This window comes from Marinoscillum sp. MHG1-6 (genome assembly GCF_024714475.1).
In the GTDB taxonomy this organism is placed as follows: Bacteria; Bacteroidota; Bacteroidia; order Cytophagales; family Cyclobacteriaceae; genus JAMZMI01.
This window is the reverse complement of sequence record NZ_JAMZMI010000010.1, coordinates 58,346-74,089: the sequence shown is the minus strand read 5'-3', so window position 1 is coordinate 74,089 and position 15,744 is coordinate 58,346. Positions and strand designations below refer to the sequence as shown.

General features: G+C 40.1%; 17 protein-coding genes. 14 read left to right on the top strand and 3 right to left on the bottom strand.

The genetic code is table 11. The features are described from left to right. The 8 genes from NXR94_RS16830 to NXR94_RS16800 all read left to right on the top strand — a co-directional run. The coding region (locus NXR94_RS16830; RefSeq protein ID WP_258105843.1) for an alpha/beta hydrolase-fold protein at window positions 1-1,606 on the top strand (1,606 nt) is incomplete at its 5' end. 134 nt (window positions 1,607-1,740) lie between these two features. Continuing rightward, window positions 1,741-2,514 (top strand): DUF6794 domain-containing protein, encoded by a 774-nt coding sequence (locus NXR94_RS16825; protein ID WP_258105842.1) that lies wholly within the window; start codon window positions 1,741-1,743, stop codon window positions 2,512-2,514. Between the two features lie 281 nt (window positions 2,515-2,795). Then, on the top strand, window positions 2,796-3,683 hold the full coding sequence (locus NXR94_RS16820) for a hypothetical protein (protein WP_258105841.1): 888 nt from the start codon (window positions 2,796-2,798) through the stop codon (window positions 3,681-3,683). Between the two features lie 242 nt (window positions 3,684-3,925). Then, entirely contained in the window at window positions 3,926-4,330 is a 405-nt protein-coding gene (locus NXR94_RS16815; RefSeq protein WP_258105840.1) for a hypothetical protein, read from the top strand. A gap of 258 nt (window positions 4,331-4,588) precedes the next feature. Next, entirely contained in the window at window positions 4,589-5,308 is a 720-nt protein-coding gene (locus tag NXR94_RS16810) for a hypothetical protein (protein ID WP_258105839.1), read from the top strand. 205 nt (window positions 5,309-5,513) lie between these two features. Further along, window positions 5,514-5,765 carry a PLDc N-terminal domain-containing protein gene (locus NXR94_RS17205; RefSeq protein ID WP_374988012.1) on the top strand — a complete coding sequence of 84 codons (252 nt, stop codon included), beginning with the start codon at window positions 5,514-5,516 and terminating at the stop codon, window positions 5,763-5,765. A gap of 208 nt (window positions 5,766-5,973) precedes the next feature. Next, entirely contained in the window at window positions 5,974-6,705 is a 732-nt protein-coding gene (locus NXR94_RS16805) for a YqjF family protein (RefSeq protein ID WP_258105838.1), read from the top strand. Between the two features lie 241 nt (window positions 6,706-6,946). Beyond that, on the top strand, window positions 6,947-8,365 hold the full coding sequence (locus tag NXR94_RS16800; RefSeq protein ID WP_258105837.1) for an amidohydrolase family protein: 1,419 nt from the start codon (window positions 6,947-6,949) through the stop codon (window positions 8,363-8,365). 107 nt (window positions 8,366-8,472) lie between these two features. On the opposite strand, the gene NXR94_RS16795 is transcribed toward NXR94_RS16800, so the two are convergent. Further along, on the bottom strand, window positions 8,473-8,745 hold the full coding sequence (locus NXR94_RS16795; RefSeq protein ID WP_258105836.1) for a hypothetical protein: 273 nt from the start codon (window positions 8,743-8,745) through the stop codon (window positions 8,473-8,475). Between the two features lie 311 nt (window positions 8,746-9,056). Between NXR94_RS16795 and NXR94_RS16790 the strand changes: the two genes are divergently transcribed. Beyond that, window positions 9,057-9,821, top strand: a complete 765-nt coding sequence (locus NXR94_RS16790; RefSeq protein WP_258105835.1) for a hypothetical protein — start codon at window positions 9,057-9,059, stop codon at window positions 9,819-9,821. A 164-nt stretch (window positions 9,822-9,985) separates the two neighbouring features. On the opposite strand, the gene NXR94_RS16785 is transcribed toward NXR94_RS16790, so the two are convergent. Further along, window positions 9,986-10,837: a sulfurtransferase gene (locus NXR94_RS16785; RefSeq protein WP_258105834.1), complete on the bottom strand. Its 852-nt coding sequence runs from the start codon at window positions 10,835-10,837 to the stop codon at window positions 9,986-9,988. A gap of 233 nt (window positions 10,838-11,070) precedes the next feature. Between NXR94_RS16785 and NXR94_RS16780 the strand changes: the two genes are divergently transcribed. The 5 genes from NXR94_RS16780 to NXR94_RS16760 all read left to right on the top strand — a co-directional run bounded on the left by NXR94_RS16780 (window position 11,071) and on the right by NXR94_RS16760 (window position 13,564). Then, window positions 11,071-11,670, top strand: a complete 600-nt coding sequence (locus tag NXR94_RS16780) for a DinB family protein (RefSeq protein WP_258105833.1) — start codon at window positions 11,071-11,073, stop codon at window positions 11,668-11,670. A 22-nt stretch (window positions 11,671-11,692) separates the two neighbouring features. Continuing rightward, window positions 11,693-12,310: an alpha-ketoglutarate-dependent dioxygenase AlkB gene (locus NXR94_RS16775; RefSeq protein WP_308706285.1), complete on the top strand. Its 618-nt coding sequence runs from the start codon at window positions 11,693-11,695 to the stop codon at window positions 12,308-12,310. Between the two features lie 225 nt (window positions 12,311-12,535). Next, window positions 12,536-12,928 carry a DUF1801 domain-containing protein gene (locus NXR94_RS16770; protein ID WP_258105832.1) on the top strand — a complete coding sequence of 131 codons (393 nt, stop codon included), beginning with the start codon at window positions 12,536-12,538 and terminating at the stop codon, window positions 12,926-12,928. Window positions 12,929-12,955: 27 nt separating this feature from the next. Further along, window positions 12,956-13,321: a DUF2200 domain-containing protein gene (locus tag NXR94_RS16765; protein ID WP_258105831.1), complete on the top strand. Its 366-nt coding sequence runs from the start codon at window positions 12,956-12,958 to the stop codon at window positions 13,319-13,321. A 42-nt stretch (window positions 13,322-13,363) separates the two neighbouring features. Beyond that, complete coding sequence (locus tag NXR94_RS16760; protein WP_258105830.1) at window positions 13,364-13,564, top strand: hypothetical protein; 201 nt, start codon at window positions 13,364-13,366, stop codon at window positions 13,562-13,564. A gap of 123 nt (window positions 13,565-13,687) precedes the next feature. Here the strand turns inward: NXR94_RS16760 and NXR94_RS16755 are convergent, their stop codons facing one another. Beyond that, a complete protein-coding gene (locus NXR94_RS16755; RefSeq protein WP_258105829.1) occupies window positions 13,688-15,541 on the bottom strand; it encodes a glycoside hydrolase family 2 protein in 1,854 nt (617 codons plus the stop codon). Window positions 15,542-15,744: the final 203 nt, after the last annotated feature.

Below are 15,744 nucleotides of genomic sequence, written 5' to 3'. Positions count from 1 at the left end.
GGGGCAGTCAGGCATTTTCCTTCTTCTTCTCGCAGTAGATTTTTGCTTCATTGCACCTCACGGCAGATTTCGCTATCTTGGATTTTCATTGCTCAAGGATGGCCACACACCATGCCTAGGCGTTAGCTTGAATATAACCATGATGAGAACAACCATTACTATAATAGTCTTATTGACTTTAAGCTTTGGAACAAAGGCTCAAAATTTCAACGTATCATATTCCAGTGAACTTCTGATTGAGTCCTTTAGTGGCAGTATCTTACTTTATCTGTCAAAAGAAAACCCAAACCCTAAAGATGCATTTCTTCCCATTGAATTACCACCAGTCTATCGGGTGGAAGCCTTGAACCTAAAACCAAACGAAGAAATCATTTTTGACGATTCATCTATTTCTTACCCAGTTGAACTATCTAATATCGAACGAGGTGAATACTTCATCCAAGCCGTTTTCGATAGAAACTTGGGAGGACAGTTTATTGCAACCAGCCCTGGTAACCTTTATTCTGAACCGATTAAAGTGACTTTAGACAAGGATTTTACTAAGTCCACACCTATTGTTTGTACGAGGATGGTTCAGGAAATTCCTTTTAACGAAACTGAAAGACTAAAAGAACTAAAACTGAAATCATCATTATTGACTGAATTCCACAACGAAGAAACTTTCATCTCAGGAGCGGTACAACTACCGGAAGGCTACTACGAATCAGATTCTCATTATCCCGTAATTTTCTCAGTTTTTGGATTTGGAGGAAACTATAAAATTCACTCGGGAAAAGGGAAATACGGATTTAGTGAAATCAACAATGAACCAGCTATTGTTGTGTATCTGGATGGTAATTGCAAAGAAGGGCATTCAACTTATGCCAACAGTGACATTAACGGTCCTTGGGGAGATGCCTTGGTCAAAGAATTTATTCCTGAATTATCTAAGAGATATCGAACAAATGATGCGAGATTTCTTTTTGGACACAGTAGTGGCGGCTGGACAGTTCTTTGGCTTCAAATTAACTACCCAAATACATTTGCAGGATGTTGGGCCAGTGCTCCTGACCAGGTGGACTTCAGGAACTGGCAGGGAACTAATATTTATGAGGATAGCAATAAATTTTATAGTCCAGAAGGTGCTCCATTATATGACCTACTTCTGGCAGGCAAGTATCCCATTGTCAGTGCAAATGACCTATATACAATAGAAAGTGTTGTTGACCGTGGGGAGCAATTTCATTCTTTTGATGCTGTTTTTAGCGCACGAGACAAGAACAATGAAATAAGAAGACTTGTGAATATGGAAAATGGATCAATTGATAACGCTACTGCCCATGAACTATTTAGACGATATGATATTTCTTATCAACTTAGAAACAACTGGGCTTTTTATGAACCACTCATTTCTAATAAGATTAGAATTTCTGTTGGGACGTCAGATAACTTTCACTTAAATAAGGCTGTAGAATTGTTAGAAGATGAAATGAAAAAGCTGGATGCTTCCATTGAGTTTAAATATTTCCCAGGAGACCACTTTACAGTTTTTACAGATAAGTATTCAGAAGAAGGGCAGGCCTTTCTGGACATTTGCTACCAAAATTGGATACAGAACAATAAATAACTCAAGCTAACAAATACTAAAATGAATATGCGAACCGAGCTCTTTAGATATGACAATGCAATTCAGAAACCTCAGTGCTTCTAGCAACTGGGGCGCATACTCATTTAGTTGGTCGTTAGAGGTAATTATCCCCCATGAGACATATTCTGCTTTTCTTATTAACTCAGCTCTCAATCTTTGCCTATGCGCAGGAACCAACACGGCAGGAACTAAAGTATAAACCAAAGAATTTGGAGGAATGCATGTCTAAACTTGACCTCATGCTAACGGAAGCTGATAAAGACACCATACGCTCGATGGATGAACATGACTTTGCAACTTCTCAACATTTTAGTCTTGGACTTCACATGAGAAACTACTGGGGTCTTTGGGGTAAAAAGGAACTCTTTTATTATTTCGATTCTCTTGGAGTAACCCACCCTGATAATATGTCAGGACTTATCTTAGTTTCGTACCACAGATACTTAACCGAACGGAAAATTGATTTAGAGGGACAAATTCATGAACTGAACGCATCCATTCGTGATTACGAACAAAAAATCGAAGAATACCAAAATGAAATCAGGGAACAAATGGATTCATATGCAATTGGAGATACACTTATTATCGATTTCTATCTCCAGAAGGACATGAAATATCCTCAAACCCATTCGGTGCAACATTCTCAAGATCCAGAAGACATGCTTCAACGCTACAACTTAACCCCATTAACTACATCAGTTGTCAACAAGGGGATTGACTCAGAAACTCAACAATTTGAACTAACACTTAAACTGCTCAACTTGGCAGGAAATGAGAAGATTAGACTCTGGTATCCATATAACAAGTCAAAGGTCGGAGATGTCTTTGATCTCAGACTAAACGGAATCGACTTTAGCAGCATAAAAAATACCTCTAACAAACGATGATGGCGCATGGCCTAACTTAGCCATCTGCCAAGAGTTTGCTAAACATCCCGCTTATCTGCCGCCAAGAAACCTGGATGCTTTCTACCATCATCTGCTCGTGGGAGTTTTTTATCTGGAATAGCGCAGTGCCTATCTGATACCTGCCTGCCGGCAGGCAGGCTTTGATCACACCGGCAGATAAGCTACTTTTATCGTAATTAAAAAAGCTCGGAGGCCACAGCGCCATATCTGGGCGTTATGGTCAATGCGAGCAATTAACTAGAGCCACCTGAACAACAGAAATGAGAGCCATCTTAACCTGTACAAATTGTAAGCGAACTGATGAATTCGATAAAAGTGAACTAGAGAATATTGGAACCTTTGCAACTCAAATATGGGGAGTTCAATGTCACAATTGCGGTGAAATCATAACAACAGAAAATCAAAGTTCAACTTTCCCAAAAAACAAAGAATTACTTCTAGAAAATGATATAGAAAATGATGGCGTGGTTATACCGAAGCGCAACGCCGAAATCAAATTCAACCCCGATGGTAACGCCTACCAACGTGCCGAAAAATCGAAGATTAAAGAATATTGGATTCAAGAATTCTTCAAGGAACATTTTAAAGATTACGGATTCGAAAATGTTACAGGGCCATATGATACCGGACCAGATTTTTTAACCGATGGGAACGTAGGAATCGAAATTGAAAGAGATTGGAAATCATATATCAATCATGGACATCCAACCAATAAAAATTTCTCGAATGTCAAATATCTTGTCGTTCTTTCACCAGATCGACCGAACCCAAAAAACTTGAAATCTCTCCCAGAACAAGTTATCCATATTAACATAAATGATTTCGTACCTTGGTTTCGAACGAAATGCAAAGAATTCAAGGAAAATAAGGAAGCTGACCTAGAAGAACTGCAACCGATATTACGATTTGAATTACTAAAGGGTGAATTTTTAAAAAGGTATTTATCAGTTTGTCCTGACCGAGAAAGAGAACTGGCTAACTGTCCCTTTTGCAAAGGTTGTGCGTTTGAACCAGAGGATGTTACAAGTTGGACATTGGAATTTATCATTCAGAACGGCTATTATATAAATGATGGTGAATTTTCTTTCGGAGAAATCGACCCAGTAAAATTGAATCAATTCTTTGCTCAAAGGATGCAAAGACCATAACAATATGTATAAGGCATGTGCTTTCGTGCCTTTTACAAACTGCATCAGGACTTGACCGTGAGTCAGCCGCCGAGAAAGTTTAGTGCTGTTTGGAGGCTTAAGCTTAGCGGGATTTTTTCACTTCACAACGCACTGCTTTCTATAAACTTTGGAAGCACCGGCAGACTTCACTACTTTAGTGCTGTCCATAAAGTGAGAGCACACGCCTCATACATGGGCGTTAGGGATCACCCGTAGAACTCATGAGTAACATTTTCATATTTATCGTACTACTATTCGCACAGGAACCAACACCTAGCTTTGAATCTGATTGCGATGATCTGAGCATTTGGGAAGGCGGAATTCAAGGAGTTGAACGATCTAAGAAGTCTTACCCTTATAAGATGGCTGAATGCCATTCAAACCTTCACTACGATCTCATTTGGACTAAGTCTGAAACAGAGCAACAAACATGTTTTGCATTTGTAATTCCGAAAGTTGAGCCAACTGAACCTGAAAATGAATTTGATGTTTACGACTATGTTTTTCCATCTGATGTCAAAATCTATGAGAAGAACGCAGGAACTTGGCAACTAATCAACACGGAACGTGTAGAGTCATTTGAGCAGCTCGGTGAACTCAAACTGAGAACTGTAACGAAGAAATAGGCGAATCCCTAACAAACTGTATGAAGGCATGTGCTTACGTGCTTTCTACAAACTGCTTTAGGACTCGACCGTGAGTCAGCCGCCGAGAAAGGGTTGTGCTTTCTACCATCTTTTGCACGCAGGAGTTTTTGACTTTCTGGACGCAGTGCTTTCTACAAACTTTGGAAGCACCGGCAGATTCATTAGTTTTATCGGAACTTGCCTAGCTCGGGGCGCACTCCTGCTAGCTAGGCGTTTTAGCATTCATAATCGAACTACATGAAACCTTACCTAATACTATTAATTGCGTTCTTATTGACAAATTGTAGTTCGGAGCAATCATCTTCTAAAAAATCAGAGGAACCCAAGATGCAAAGTTTGTCTGATAAGAGTTCAATAGGACTGTATTCTAAATTAATCTTTGAACTTGGGGAAAATGATAGAATTAAAATAGATCTAGACAGATCCAGCTCGGTTAAGCTACCTCAAGAGCTGATTTCCTCGTTAATAATATCTTTCAATGAATGTGAATTTTGTTATAGTAAATTCAAAAAAGATACAATAATCACAATCAGTTATGTTGAAAATGCATCTCTTTATCCATTTCAATTGATTGATCTTAATTTTGATGGATTTGTTGATTTTGGATTTCCTTCCAGTTCCACCTGCTGCTCTGGGAATAATGTCATAAATGAAACTTGGACATTTGATGAAACGAATAACAATTTTGTTTACAACAAGACACTTTCAGAAATACCAATTTGGAATTTAAAAAGGGACAGTAAAGCTGTTGAATCTGGTTGGCATATGGGAGTAAACGACTTTGGTAAGTATATATATCAATGGGTAGGAGATTCATTGGTTTTAGTAGAGGAGTTTAAATCAGAGGGTATTAACGATAGTCTGATAAGAGAAATAACAAAACAATTAAGAGATGGTAAATGGGAAACTGACACAACTGAGAGAAAGTACTTACACATGCTAACAAAAGATAAATAAACATATGGCTGATCTACAATCCCAAAGTTCATCGGATTCTAGTAAGTCCGCCAAGTAAAATATAAATTTAGAAATCGGTCTTGGCTCGTAGGTTAAGGAAAGCAAGGTGCCCTTCATTCCCTACGTTTTTTATCAAGGCGTTGGCATTCATTGCCGCTACGTACAGATTGTGCATATTCGAACTCTAAATTTTGTATTTTTAGTAATGGCACATACAGCGAACGACATGGAATCATTTGTAATAATCACATTTTGTATTTTAACTCTCACCCTTTGGCTATGGGCTTTTATTGACATTACTCGATCGAGGCGTAATGAACCCAAGTCAACAACATTCTGGTTTTGGTTGATTATGTTTTTTCCTGTTATTGGATCAATACTTTATTTTCAACTAAAGGACAGATGGTTTAAGTCAAAAGATAGAGAATTTCGCCCTTCATTTAATAGGAACGTCTAACCAACGAAGTGGTCGCACAATTATTCCTTAATTGTCGAATAGAACCTTTCAGTGTTTTTCTCTACGGACGAACAACTAAACGAATGCCAACAATATGTATGAGGCATGTGCCACAGTGCTTTCTACAAACTTTGGAAGCACCGGTAGATTCACTATTTTACATTTCATTGCCAGTGGCCATACACAGGCGTTGTAGCCAATTATCTTCATGACGAATAAGGAACTTCTAAGAACAACTGAACATCGTCCTTGGCCACTACCAAACGAACAATGGAAATATTATCAAGAATGGAACAGAGCCATTTTTCTCCACTGGCAAGTGGACGAACAAATTCTAAGAGAGCTTGTACCTGAGCCACTCGAATTGGACTCTTTTGAAGGCACAACATGGGTTTCTTTGGTTGCCTTTACAATGGAGAATGTCAGACCAAGAATCTTACCTTCATTCGGCCCAATTTCCAACTTTGACGAAGTTAACATTCGAACTTATGTAAGACCTAACAACAAACCAGGGGTTTACTTTCTAAGTATTGAGTCAGGTAAGCATTTGTCAACATGGATTGCCAAGACCATTTCTGAACTTCCCTATCGATATTCAAACATCAACCGAACTTCCAACAACTACACAACGGTCAACGAAGAATATGGAGATAATCTCTCAATAGATTATGAAACTCTAGAACCACTTACGAACAAAACTGACCTTGATAAATGGCTAACGGAGAGATACGCACTTTACCAAGATTCAGGATCACGAATTAACAAGTACGAAATTCATCATTTAGAATGGCCAATCGAAAAAATATCTATCAAGAACCTTACATGTGAATATCTGAGATTTGAGCAGCTTCTTTCCGGCCAACCTGACTTGGCACATTGGTCGAACGGTGTTAAAGTGATTGCATGGGATAAGGAAAAAACTGGCTACAACAGACGCTGATCGGGCATATGTCTGAGTGCTTTCTGGCTGATTTCAGTGCAACTCGACCGTGAATCTGCCGCTGAGAAACCACAGTGCTATCTACCATATTTTGAGCGCAGGAGATTTTGACTTTCGGAGCGCAGTGCCATTTGGAACCGTTGTGAGCTTCGGCAGATTTCACTACTTTAGTGCTATTCACTAGCTGCGGACATACACCCGATAGTTAGGCGTTGTGCTCCATAAAAAAAGAGCAAAACTTATGAAATCAAACCTGAACGTAAATTTGTTTTTCCTTCTCCTATCCATTCAATTTCTTAACTCTTGCAAACAAGTTCATAAAAGTGATATTGCAATTACCAATATTAGTTTAATCGACGTAAAAGAAGGCAAAATCCTTGAAAACAAAGTCTTATTAATACAGGATGAGAAAATAAAAGGTATTTATCCAGCTAATACGAAATTCAATGCGAAACAAGTCATTGAAGGAAGTGGAAAATATTTAATTCCTGGCCTATGGGACATGCATGTACACACTTTGGATCTTGCCGATCACTTTTTTCCAATGTACATCGCTAATGGCATCACCGGTATAAGGGATGCTGGAAATATGAATTTGGATAGCTTGTCAAGGTGGAGACAGGAGATCAATAATGGAACGAGGATTGGTCCGGAAATGCTCGTTGGCAGCATGTTGGATGCTGATAGAGGTTCGGCATCTTATCCCAACACGCATTATATCTCAGATACTACCTCAATTGACGCACTTATTTTACAACAAAAACTGGCTGGAGCTGATTTTATAAAAGCTTATCACTTTTTAAGCCCCGCTCAGTTTACCGAAATTTCAGAAGCATGCAAAACGCATAATATACCCTTTTCCGGTCATGTGCCCATTCTGACTCCTCCGTATGAAACAGTTACCCACTGTTCCAATCTGGGACAATCCTGTATTGAACATGGTATACAAATTCATTTTGCCATTGCCAACAAAGAGTATGTCATGCAAAACTATTTTGATGTTGGCAATTGTTTACAGGACATAATCGACCATATTGATATTGAAAAAGAAAAGAGATTGTATGACCATTTTATTAAAAACAATACCTGGATTAGTACCACCTCATCAATCTTTTGGGGGGTTGGACAGGTAGATCAGCAACCCAATGGCTTTCATAAATACTGGCTGGAATATATGCCGAATGACGCCATAGAACAATACAATTGGTATACTAACCCGTTTCAAGATGTTGACTCGACTATAAGGAGTGGTAAAGACTTTGATATTTTTAGAAGGGCAGCACTGGGTTCTGCACAATTAATGAAGAGAATGCATGACTATGGTGTTAACCTTATAGCCGGGTCAGATTCGCCAAACCCTATGATTGTACCGGGTTATGGGTTACATAAAGAATTTGAAATCCTTGTTGAGGGTGGCTTTTCTCCGTTGGAAGTTTTACAATTATCAACCATAAAGGCTGCCGAATTTCTCGAAAGATCTGACATTGGGGTTATAACTAAAGGTGCGAATGCAGATTTAGTAATTCTTAATTCAAACCCATTGCTAAACATTTCTAACACAAGCTCAATAGATGGCGTAATTCTTAAAGGTAAATATCTTAATAGGTTAGTACTAGATGAGATGTTAGTTGATGCCAAAGAACTATTAAATAAAAAATAACTTAGCACAATCGAGTAGACGGCCCCACCAGCAGTAACTGATGGGGTGCGCCTCTGGAACGCCAGCCCGGTCACACCACCCAGCGTACGGTTCTCGTACTGGGCGGTTCATTGAATCCTAGGCTGTGTTTTTGAGTAATGGTCTAACATACTTTGGCAGCCCTTTCTTCTCAGTCCTGACAGGGTAATGGTAGTAATCAGTATAGGGCTTTGAGCCACTGCCCAGCCTCCCATTCTTGTCCTACTCCAGGCATATGCCTGACCCTGTGGTACGCCTAATCTGATCAGGTTTTTGCGCTTCCTCTCAAGCTTCTTCCAGTCAACGCAGTCGACTTCTGAGCCATGGCTCATTTTTAATTTGGAGTCTCTGGCTGACTTCATTTGACATTATGATTGGCCCTAGAAAAAACAGAAAACAGCCCCATAACATTGTGTATGGACGCATGCGCATACAGAGCATTTAGCTAGTCATGGTGCAACTCGACCGTGAATCAGTCGCTGAGGAAACTGCTCTGCTTTCTACCGGATACAGTTCGCAGGAGTTTTGACTTTCAGTTCGCAGGGGGAACAGGGCAAGACATATTTGTGATGACCGGTGCGATATCATACTTTTATAGACATTAAAATGACTACTCGACCCAGGCTACTTACGAATGATAGTTGATTAGCCGTCACTTTTTAAAAGTAAAAATATGCTTCACTTTCTTCGCAGGGTTAGACAAAACCTAATAACTCAAAATAATCTAAAAACATATGCCCTTTATGGGATAGGGGAAATTTTCCTCGTGGTAATAGGGATTATGATTGCCTTAGCATTAGACAATCATAATAAGACACGAATTGAGAAAGAGGAATTAAAAAATTACCTCCAAAAAATTGCTATAAATGTTAAAAGTGACTTATCTGAGGCAGAACGTATGCTTATGGGTAGAACCTCACAATCGGCATTATGCGCAAAAGCAACCACTTTAATTGGAAATAGGGAATTCAATCACGAAGCACAGAAAACTATTACAAACGCCCTATTTGCAATGATTATTGAACAACCTATTAACTTCAATAGAAGTGGTTTTGAGTCTTTGAAAAACTCCGGCCATTTGCAACATTTGGATGACTCCAACCTGGAGAACTTACTATACGCTTATTATAGAGCCTCTGATAAAGTAGTTTTTGAGGAAAATAGCCTACAATTATGGTCAAATGATTTGGATCTCCAACTTCATAAATCGGGCTTTTTCTCAGAGTGGCTGGAACTGGAGAAAAGACCAAACCCGTCTCTTGATGAAGCCATTGGCAACTATTCGGAGAAACTTACAAAACATGAAGGACACAATATTGTTCTGTCAATTTTCTATAGAGGTTTCTTATTTACCGAATTTCTTACCGGATTTTATGAGGAGCAAATTACTTCCGGAGGTGAGCTTATTAAGGCAATAGATGAATATGTAAAAGAGTAGCATGAGCGAACAAACAATGATAGTGTAGGTCTCTGCTACTTATCTGAAAGTGAAGTGCTAAACATCCCTCTTTTCTGCCTTCAAGAAACTTTGGTGCATTCTATTACTTTCGATGCGTAGGCGTTTTATCTGTTTGGCGCCGCATCAGCGAACATCATTGACACTCAACTATCTATTACAAGAGGTAAACTTTTGTCTTTACCCCACTCCATCAAGCCCCCGTCATACACAGCCACATTTGGATGTCCCAACATATGAAGCACAAACGCGTCACTTGAGGCTGCTATTCCTCCTCCACAATAAGTTATGATACGTTTCTTGTCTAACATGGGCCTAAATAATTCTTCTAACTCTTCCACGGGACGATAACGTTTGGTCGTTCGATCCAGAATTTCCCAGGCAGTCACATTCATAGCGCCCGGTATGTGTCCTCTTCGGCCGTACTCATTACGTTCGCCACGATGCTGCCGCCGACCCAGGGCACTCACAATGCAGGTATCATTTTGATCTATAGCATTTAGAACTTCCTTTTTGTCGACAATTAATTCCGGTCTTGGACGAGGAACAAATGCAATACCCGGATAAGTATCTGATTTAGAAGATACAGGACGACCTTCCAAACTCCAGGAAGCCCATCCACCATTGAGGATAGAGGCACTGTCAAATCCGAAAGCTCTGAGCATCCACCAGAGACGTGCGGCCCACATATTTTCTCTTTCATCATAAATAATAACCCGGACTCCCTCCCCGATCCCAATTTCAGACATGAAATTAGCAAATCGTTCTGCTTTTGGAAAAGTGAAAGTACGTTTGGGTGCATTTGGATCAGAGATTTTTAAGAGATCAGCAAATACTGCCCCAGGAATATGCCTCCTTTTGAAATTATGTCTTCCACTTACGACACGAGGAAACGGCCAAAGCTTTACCTGAACAGTAGCGTCAACAATTCGTAAATTATCGTCACTTAAATGCTCCTCAAGCCATTCGGGTTCAACAAGTGGGCTAACAGCATACATCGGTCAATAATCTGACTACTAATAAAATTACAGCCTAAAACAGAGAAAGGCAACTACAGCATGTTTTGCACTCCTAAGTATCGAGCTCATAGACGCTGAAGGTTTAAAGATTGCCTTGACCTCAGAACGGCAAATCCTTGTTGTGACTCCAAGGTATTGTAGCTGTGAAAAATCCCCCTCTCCTATTTTTTGTATATTGAGATTCATCTATTTCGAACTTAAATCCCATTATCATGAGAAGAAAGGAGTTTCTATTAGGTGCCATACCAGCCTTTGCAGGATTGAGTTCCCTGGGTTTTATTTCAAAATTACCCGACCAAAATGATGAGGAATTATTAGCACACGTGAATCTCCTAAGAGAATTGAATAATGACTCATTTGGGTGGATCTGGAGCATACTAAAAGGCATATCAGAGGAAGAGATGGACTGGAAAATTAACGAAGAGGCAAATACCATCCGTTGGATCATCGGGCATTTGACCTGGTTTGAAGAATGGGCATGTGATGCCATCGAAGACACCGGGTTATACCTGATCAACGAACAGCCTACCACTTCCTTTCAGGCGGGGAATCTCGAAGAAATGAAAACAAAGTTTACCGAAGGGCATGAAAAGTATGATTTGCTTGCCAAAAACCTTACCGCTGAGCAGATCAGAAGACCATCGCAATACCTGTACAATGATCATGACAAAAAAAGAGCAGACGTAGACCTCAGAACAATCCTGGCGATCCATTGCACACATTATTATGGTCATTTGTATCAGATAAGGATGATCAGAGGTCCCTATAGCAGAATTAATGAAACCGATAAATCGGAATTCGATAAGTGGTGATTAACCGCTGGCTTTATCTCTAATGAATAATATGGAATTGTTTGAGCGAAAGATCGATCCGAATAAGAACTGGCTCCCCTATGATGGCATGGCCAATTACTATGGCAAAATCTACCAGCCATCTAAAGCTGATCGGTTGCTTGACATTTTGCTTAACACCATTAGATGGCAGCCGGATCAGGCGGTCATCTTAGGAAAAACCATAGAAACCAAACGAAAAGTGGCCTGGTATGCAGAAAGGCCATGGTCCTATCGGTACTCAGGCACAATCAAGGTGGCGCTTCCATGGACAGAAGAGCTTCGAGCCATCAAGGAGCTGGCAGAAAAGCATGCTGGTGAGCGATTCAACTCTTGCTTACTGAATTTGTATCATTCCGGTGAAGAGGGCATGGCCTGGCACAGCGATGGCGAGACAGAGCTAAAGAAAAACGGAGCGATTGCTTCTCTTAGTTTTGGTGCTGAACGCAAGTTTTCTTTCAAGCACAAACGGACAAAGGAACGAATAGATCTACAGCTTGAAAACGGAAGTCTGCTGATCATGAAGGGCACCACTCAAACACACTGGCTACACCGCCTACCCCCAACAAAGAAGGTTGATCAGCCAAGGGTGAACCTGACCTTTCGGCAAATGGGCAACTAAGTCATCTAAAGACACCATAAATAAATAAATAAGCCTGAAAATTCTGTTAGCTGAGACCTTCGCAAGTCTGAAGATGGGTCTTTCCTTTTCTAAGCACTAATCTAAGCTCAGTAACAATGGGAATATCACCTTTTCGTTGGCCTTCCTTATACCGCTTCTTTCCTCTTGACTCCAGTCTCAAAAACTGGTATATTCAATCACCTCATCAAGGTTTAGCACACAAGTATGAACGCTGAAATTGAAGCATATAACTATAGACAGGCACCAGTAGATAAAGAAATCTGTGAGCTTCTGTCGAGCACCATTGACAGAGAGCTTCATGGCTCAGAGGGTAAAATTTGGCATGCACATCCTGTTTGGTTTTTAGAAGACAATCCAATTGTAGGTTACAGCAAACAGAAGTCAGGCATTCGTTTGATGTTCTGGAGTGGCGCCGGTTTTGATGAAAATCATCTAGACATCAAGGGCATAAAATTTAAAGATGCTTCCATTTTTTACAATATGGTAGAAGAAATCAATAGAAATGACCTGAAGCGCTGGCTGAAAAAGGCAGAAGAAATTCAATGGGATTACAAAAGCATAGTGAAAAGAAAAGGTCAATTGAATCGTTTGAAATAATTTGAGAATTACAACAATACACAGGGCATGAACAAAGCAAACAATCAGGATGAGCGCATAGCAAAAATGACATTCGCCTCGGTTTTTCCGCATTATGTCACCAAAGTCGAGAGGAAGGGCAGAGCGAAAGGAGAATTGTACGAGGTCATTGAATGGTTGACCGGTTATGATGAAAATAAGCTTCAGGAGCTAATCGATAATAAAGTCACATTCGAAAAGTTCTTTCAGCATGCCCGATTAAATGCTAATACCCACCTGATCACCGGAGTGATCTGTGGTTATCGGGTGGAGGAAATCGAAAATCCTTTGACTCAGCAAGTAAGGTATTTGGACAAATTGGTGGATGAGTTGGCAAAGGGCCGAAAAATGGAGAAAATTCTGCGGAAGGCTTAGAACGGCTCACGGGCGGGAATGATTGACTGGTGGATATGATTTATGACCGCAGGGTCCGAAGAATTTCAAACTCCGAAGCTTCAGAGAATCAATGACTATGTGACCATTGATACCAACAATAGACTTCAGGCTTTTAATTTGGGTGCCCAAACCTTTGGTGGCAGTTTTTCTAACATTATGAACGGAGACAATAAAATCTGCTGGGTTTATAATGAGCAAGTCTTATGTGATGGGAACCTATAGATCCAGAGTCTAAAAGTGAGTGGAAAACCATAAGGTTATTATCCTCAAACCTTATGTCGATTCTTTGGGGTGTCTGATCTCCTCAGAGCCGCTTCAGTGACACTGAGGAAAATAATTAAATCATTATGGGTTGTTGCTTTCCAATTCTTCGTAGTACCTCTTAAGTACAAAAAAGGCTTTCTTTTTATTTCCTTTCTCATCAATTAAACCCTTTCTGTTCCAGCCCTCCTGATAAGTGGGGTTATTTCTTTTTGGAGAACGAAAATCGACTAAAATCCATGGGGTTAATCCTGTATAATTCTCTGGCATCCGCTTCATCATTTCTACCTGCTCTTTGTAGAACCACTCCTGGTACTCCTCGCTCCAACGAGTGAGAGAATCTGCAAGATAGCCTCCTTTAGCTCCGGCTCCGGTTTCACTAAATATCAATGGTTTATTATATACTGTCTCCCATTGTGCCGTCTGACAATAGGATGGAAGGCCTACATACCACCCCAGATATTCGTTTACCGAAACAATATCTGTATAGGCACCGAGGGGATCATTAATGATATTCTTATCCTTATTATAATGGACCTCCAAAGCGGCTGAAACAAGCCGTGAATCATCAAGTTCTTTGGCTTTTAAAACCAGATTCTTCATAAATTCGGTTCTCGTTGGCGACACGGGTGTTTCGTTTCCAACAGACCATACAATGATGCTTGGCCTGTTACGATCTCTGGTGATCATCTCGTTAAGTTGAACTTTGGCCTTCTCAAGCACTTCCGGATTCCCAAAATCAATGGTCCAGTATACCGGGATTTCTGACCATAATAGCATACCTAAAGAATCTGCTGCTCGAACAATATGTTCGTTGTGCGGGTAATGAGCCAACCTCACAAAATTGCAGTTGAGATCCTGAGCCCATCCTAATAATTTTAATGCATCCAATTTTGAAGTAGCTCTCCTCATTTCCACTGGATACTCTTCGTGCATACAAATACCTCTCAGGAAGACAGACTTACCATTCAACAATATATCTTTTCCGGAAACCTCAATTTTTCTAAGCCCTATTTTATCCCTCAATTGATCTTGAGAAGTGCTAATCACTAATTCATATCGTTTGGGATTGTTATCAGACCAGAGTTTCACCTTTTTGAGGTTCATTGAAAACGAAGCCACTGAACCCGTATAGTTGATGGTTGTCTTTGCCTTCAGTTCGGGAATCTCAATCGTGACTGGCTCACCGATCTTAGCGCCATTGAGTTTTACCCAACCAGTAATTTCTGCCTTCTTCATGGATGGTTTTAAGCTTGCAGTTGGTGAATTAAGCTTAATAAAATAGTCCTCTACAAAAACCTCAGGCGTTTCCACTAAAAGTACATCCCTGGTGATACCACCATAATTCCACCAATCTGTATTAACCGTCGGCACTTCATCTTTATGACGCTTGTTATCCACTTTAACAACCACGAAATTATCCTTCTCCTTTAGTAGGCCAGCATCTATTTCAAATTGAAACGGTGTGAACCCCCCTTTATGAGTCCCTAATTTCTTACCATTCAAATAAACATCAGCCTGGTAGTTTACTGCCCCAAAATAGAGGAACACCCTGTTGGTGGCTGCATCCTTTTGATAGTCAAAAGACTTCTTATACCATACAGTACCTTCATAATACAAAAACACCCGGTCCTGAGAATTCCAGTCTCCCGGTACGTTTAGAGTTTGCTTATCAGAATAACCATGTTCAATCATTGCAGTTTTATCCCATGGCACCCCACTATTCCAGTAGGCCCCGGGGTCCCTCTCTCCCTTTTCTTTAAAGCGATAATCAAAAAAGCCCGTTTCATAAGGGTCGATGATGTATTGCCATTCGCCATTTAGGCTGGTGACTTGTCGACCATAAACGTTGGTGAATAAGTTTTGAGAGTTGGCCTGATTGGACAGCAGTCCAAACAGGATTAAGAGAAAAGCAAGGGTGGGCTTTATCTGCATCATTTTTTAGGTTTCATTTAAAGTGTCTAAGCTACACAAAATAATTCAACCTGCGTATTCGATTGTGCAATACACTTTGTTCTTTTCAGAGTCACATTGATGGATTCTAAGTTCGTAACAGCCTATCTCACATCAGGTAACTCCCTATTACCTAGACTCCGCCATTAAAAACTGGTATATTATTCAAGAAGAGATCATTGACCTTC

Coding starts and splice junctions, on each gene's coding strand:
- NXR94_RS16825 (WP_258105842.1), top strand. CDS start 1,741: ATGAGACATATTCTGCTTTTCTTATTAACTCAGCTCTCAATCTTTGCC.
- NXR94_RS16820 (WP_258105841.1), top strand. CDS start 2,796: ATGAGAGCCATCTTAACCTGTACAAATTGTAAGCGAACTGATGAATTC.
- NXR94_RS16815 (WP_258105840.1), top strand. CDS start 3,926: ATGAGTAACATTTTCATATTTATCGTACTACTATTCGCACAGGAACCA.
- NXR94_RS16810 (WP_258105839.1), top strand. CDS start 4,589: ATGAAACCTTACCTAATACTATTAATTGCGTTCTTATTGACAAATTGT.
- NXR94_RS17205 (WP_374988012.1), top strand. CDS start 5,514: ATGGCACATACAGCGAACGACATGGAATCATTTGTAATAATCACATTT.
- NXR94_RS16805 (WP_258105838.1), top strand. CDS start 5,974: ATGACGAATAAGGAACTTCTAAGAACAACTGAACATCGTCCTTGGCCA.
- NXR94_RS16800 (WP_258105837.1), top strand. CDS start 6,947: ATGAAATCAAACCTGAACGTAAATTTGTTTTTCCTTCTCCTATCCATT.
- NXR94_RS16795 (WP_258105836.1), bottom strand. CDS start 8,745: ATGAAGTCAGCCAGAGACTCCAAATTAAAAATGAGCCATGGCTCAGAA.
- NXR94_RS16790 (WP_258105835.1), top strand. CDS start 9,057: ATGCTTCACTTTCTTCGCAGGGTTAGACAAAACCTAATAACTCAAAAT.
- NXR94_RS16785 (WP_258105834.1), bottom strand. CDS start 10,837: ATGTATGCTGTTAGCCCACTTGTTGAACCCGAATGGCTTGAGGAGCAT.
- NXR94_RS16780 (WP_258105833.1), top strand. CDS start 11,071: ATGAGAAGAAAGGAGTTTCTATTAGGTGCCATACCAGCCTTTGCAGGA.
- NXR94_RS16775 (WP_308706285.1), top strand. CDS start 11,693: ATGAATAATATGGAATTGTTTGAGCGAAAGATCGATCCGAATAAGAAC.
- NXR94_RS16770 (WP_258105832.1), top strand. CDS start 12,536: ATGAACGCTGAAATTGAAGCATATAACTATAGACAGGCACCAGTAGAT.
- NXR94_RS16765 (WP_258105831.1), top strand. CDS start 12,956: ATGAACAAAGCAAACAATCAGGATGAGCGCATAGCAAAAATGACATTC.
- NXR94_RS16760 (WP_258105830.1), top strand. CDS start 13,364: ATGACCGCAGGGTCCGAAGAATTTCAAACTCCGAAGCTTCAGAGAATC.
- NXR94_RS16755 (WP_258105829.1), bottom strand. CDS start 15,541: ATGATGCAGATAAAGCCCACCCTTGCTTTTCTCTTAATCCTGTTTGGA.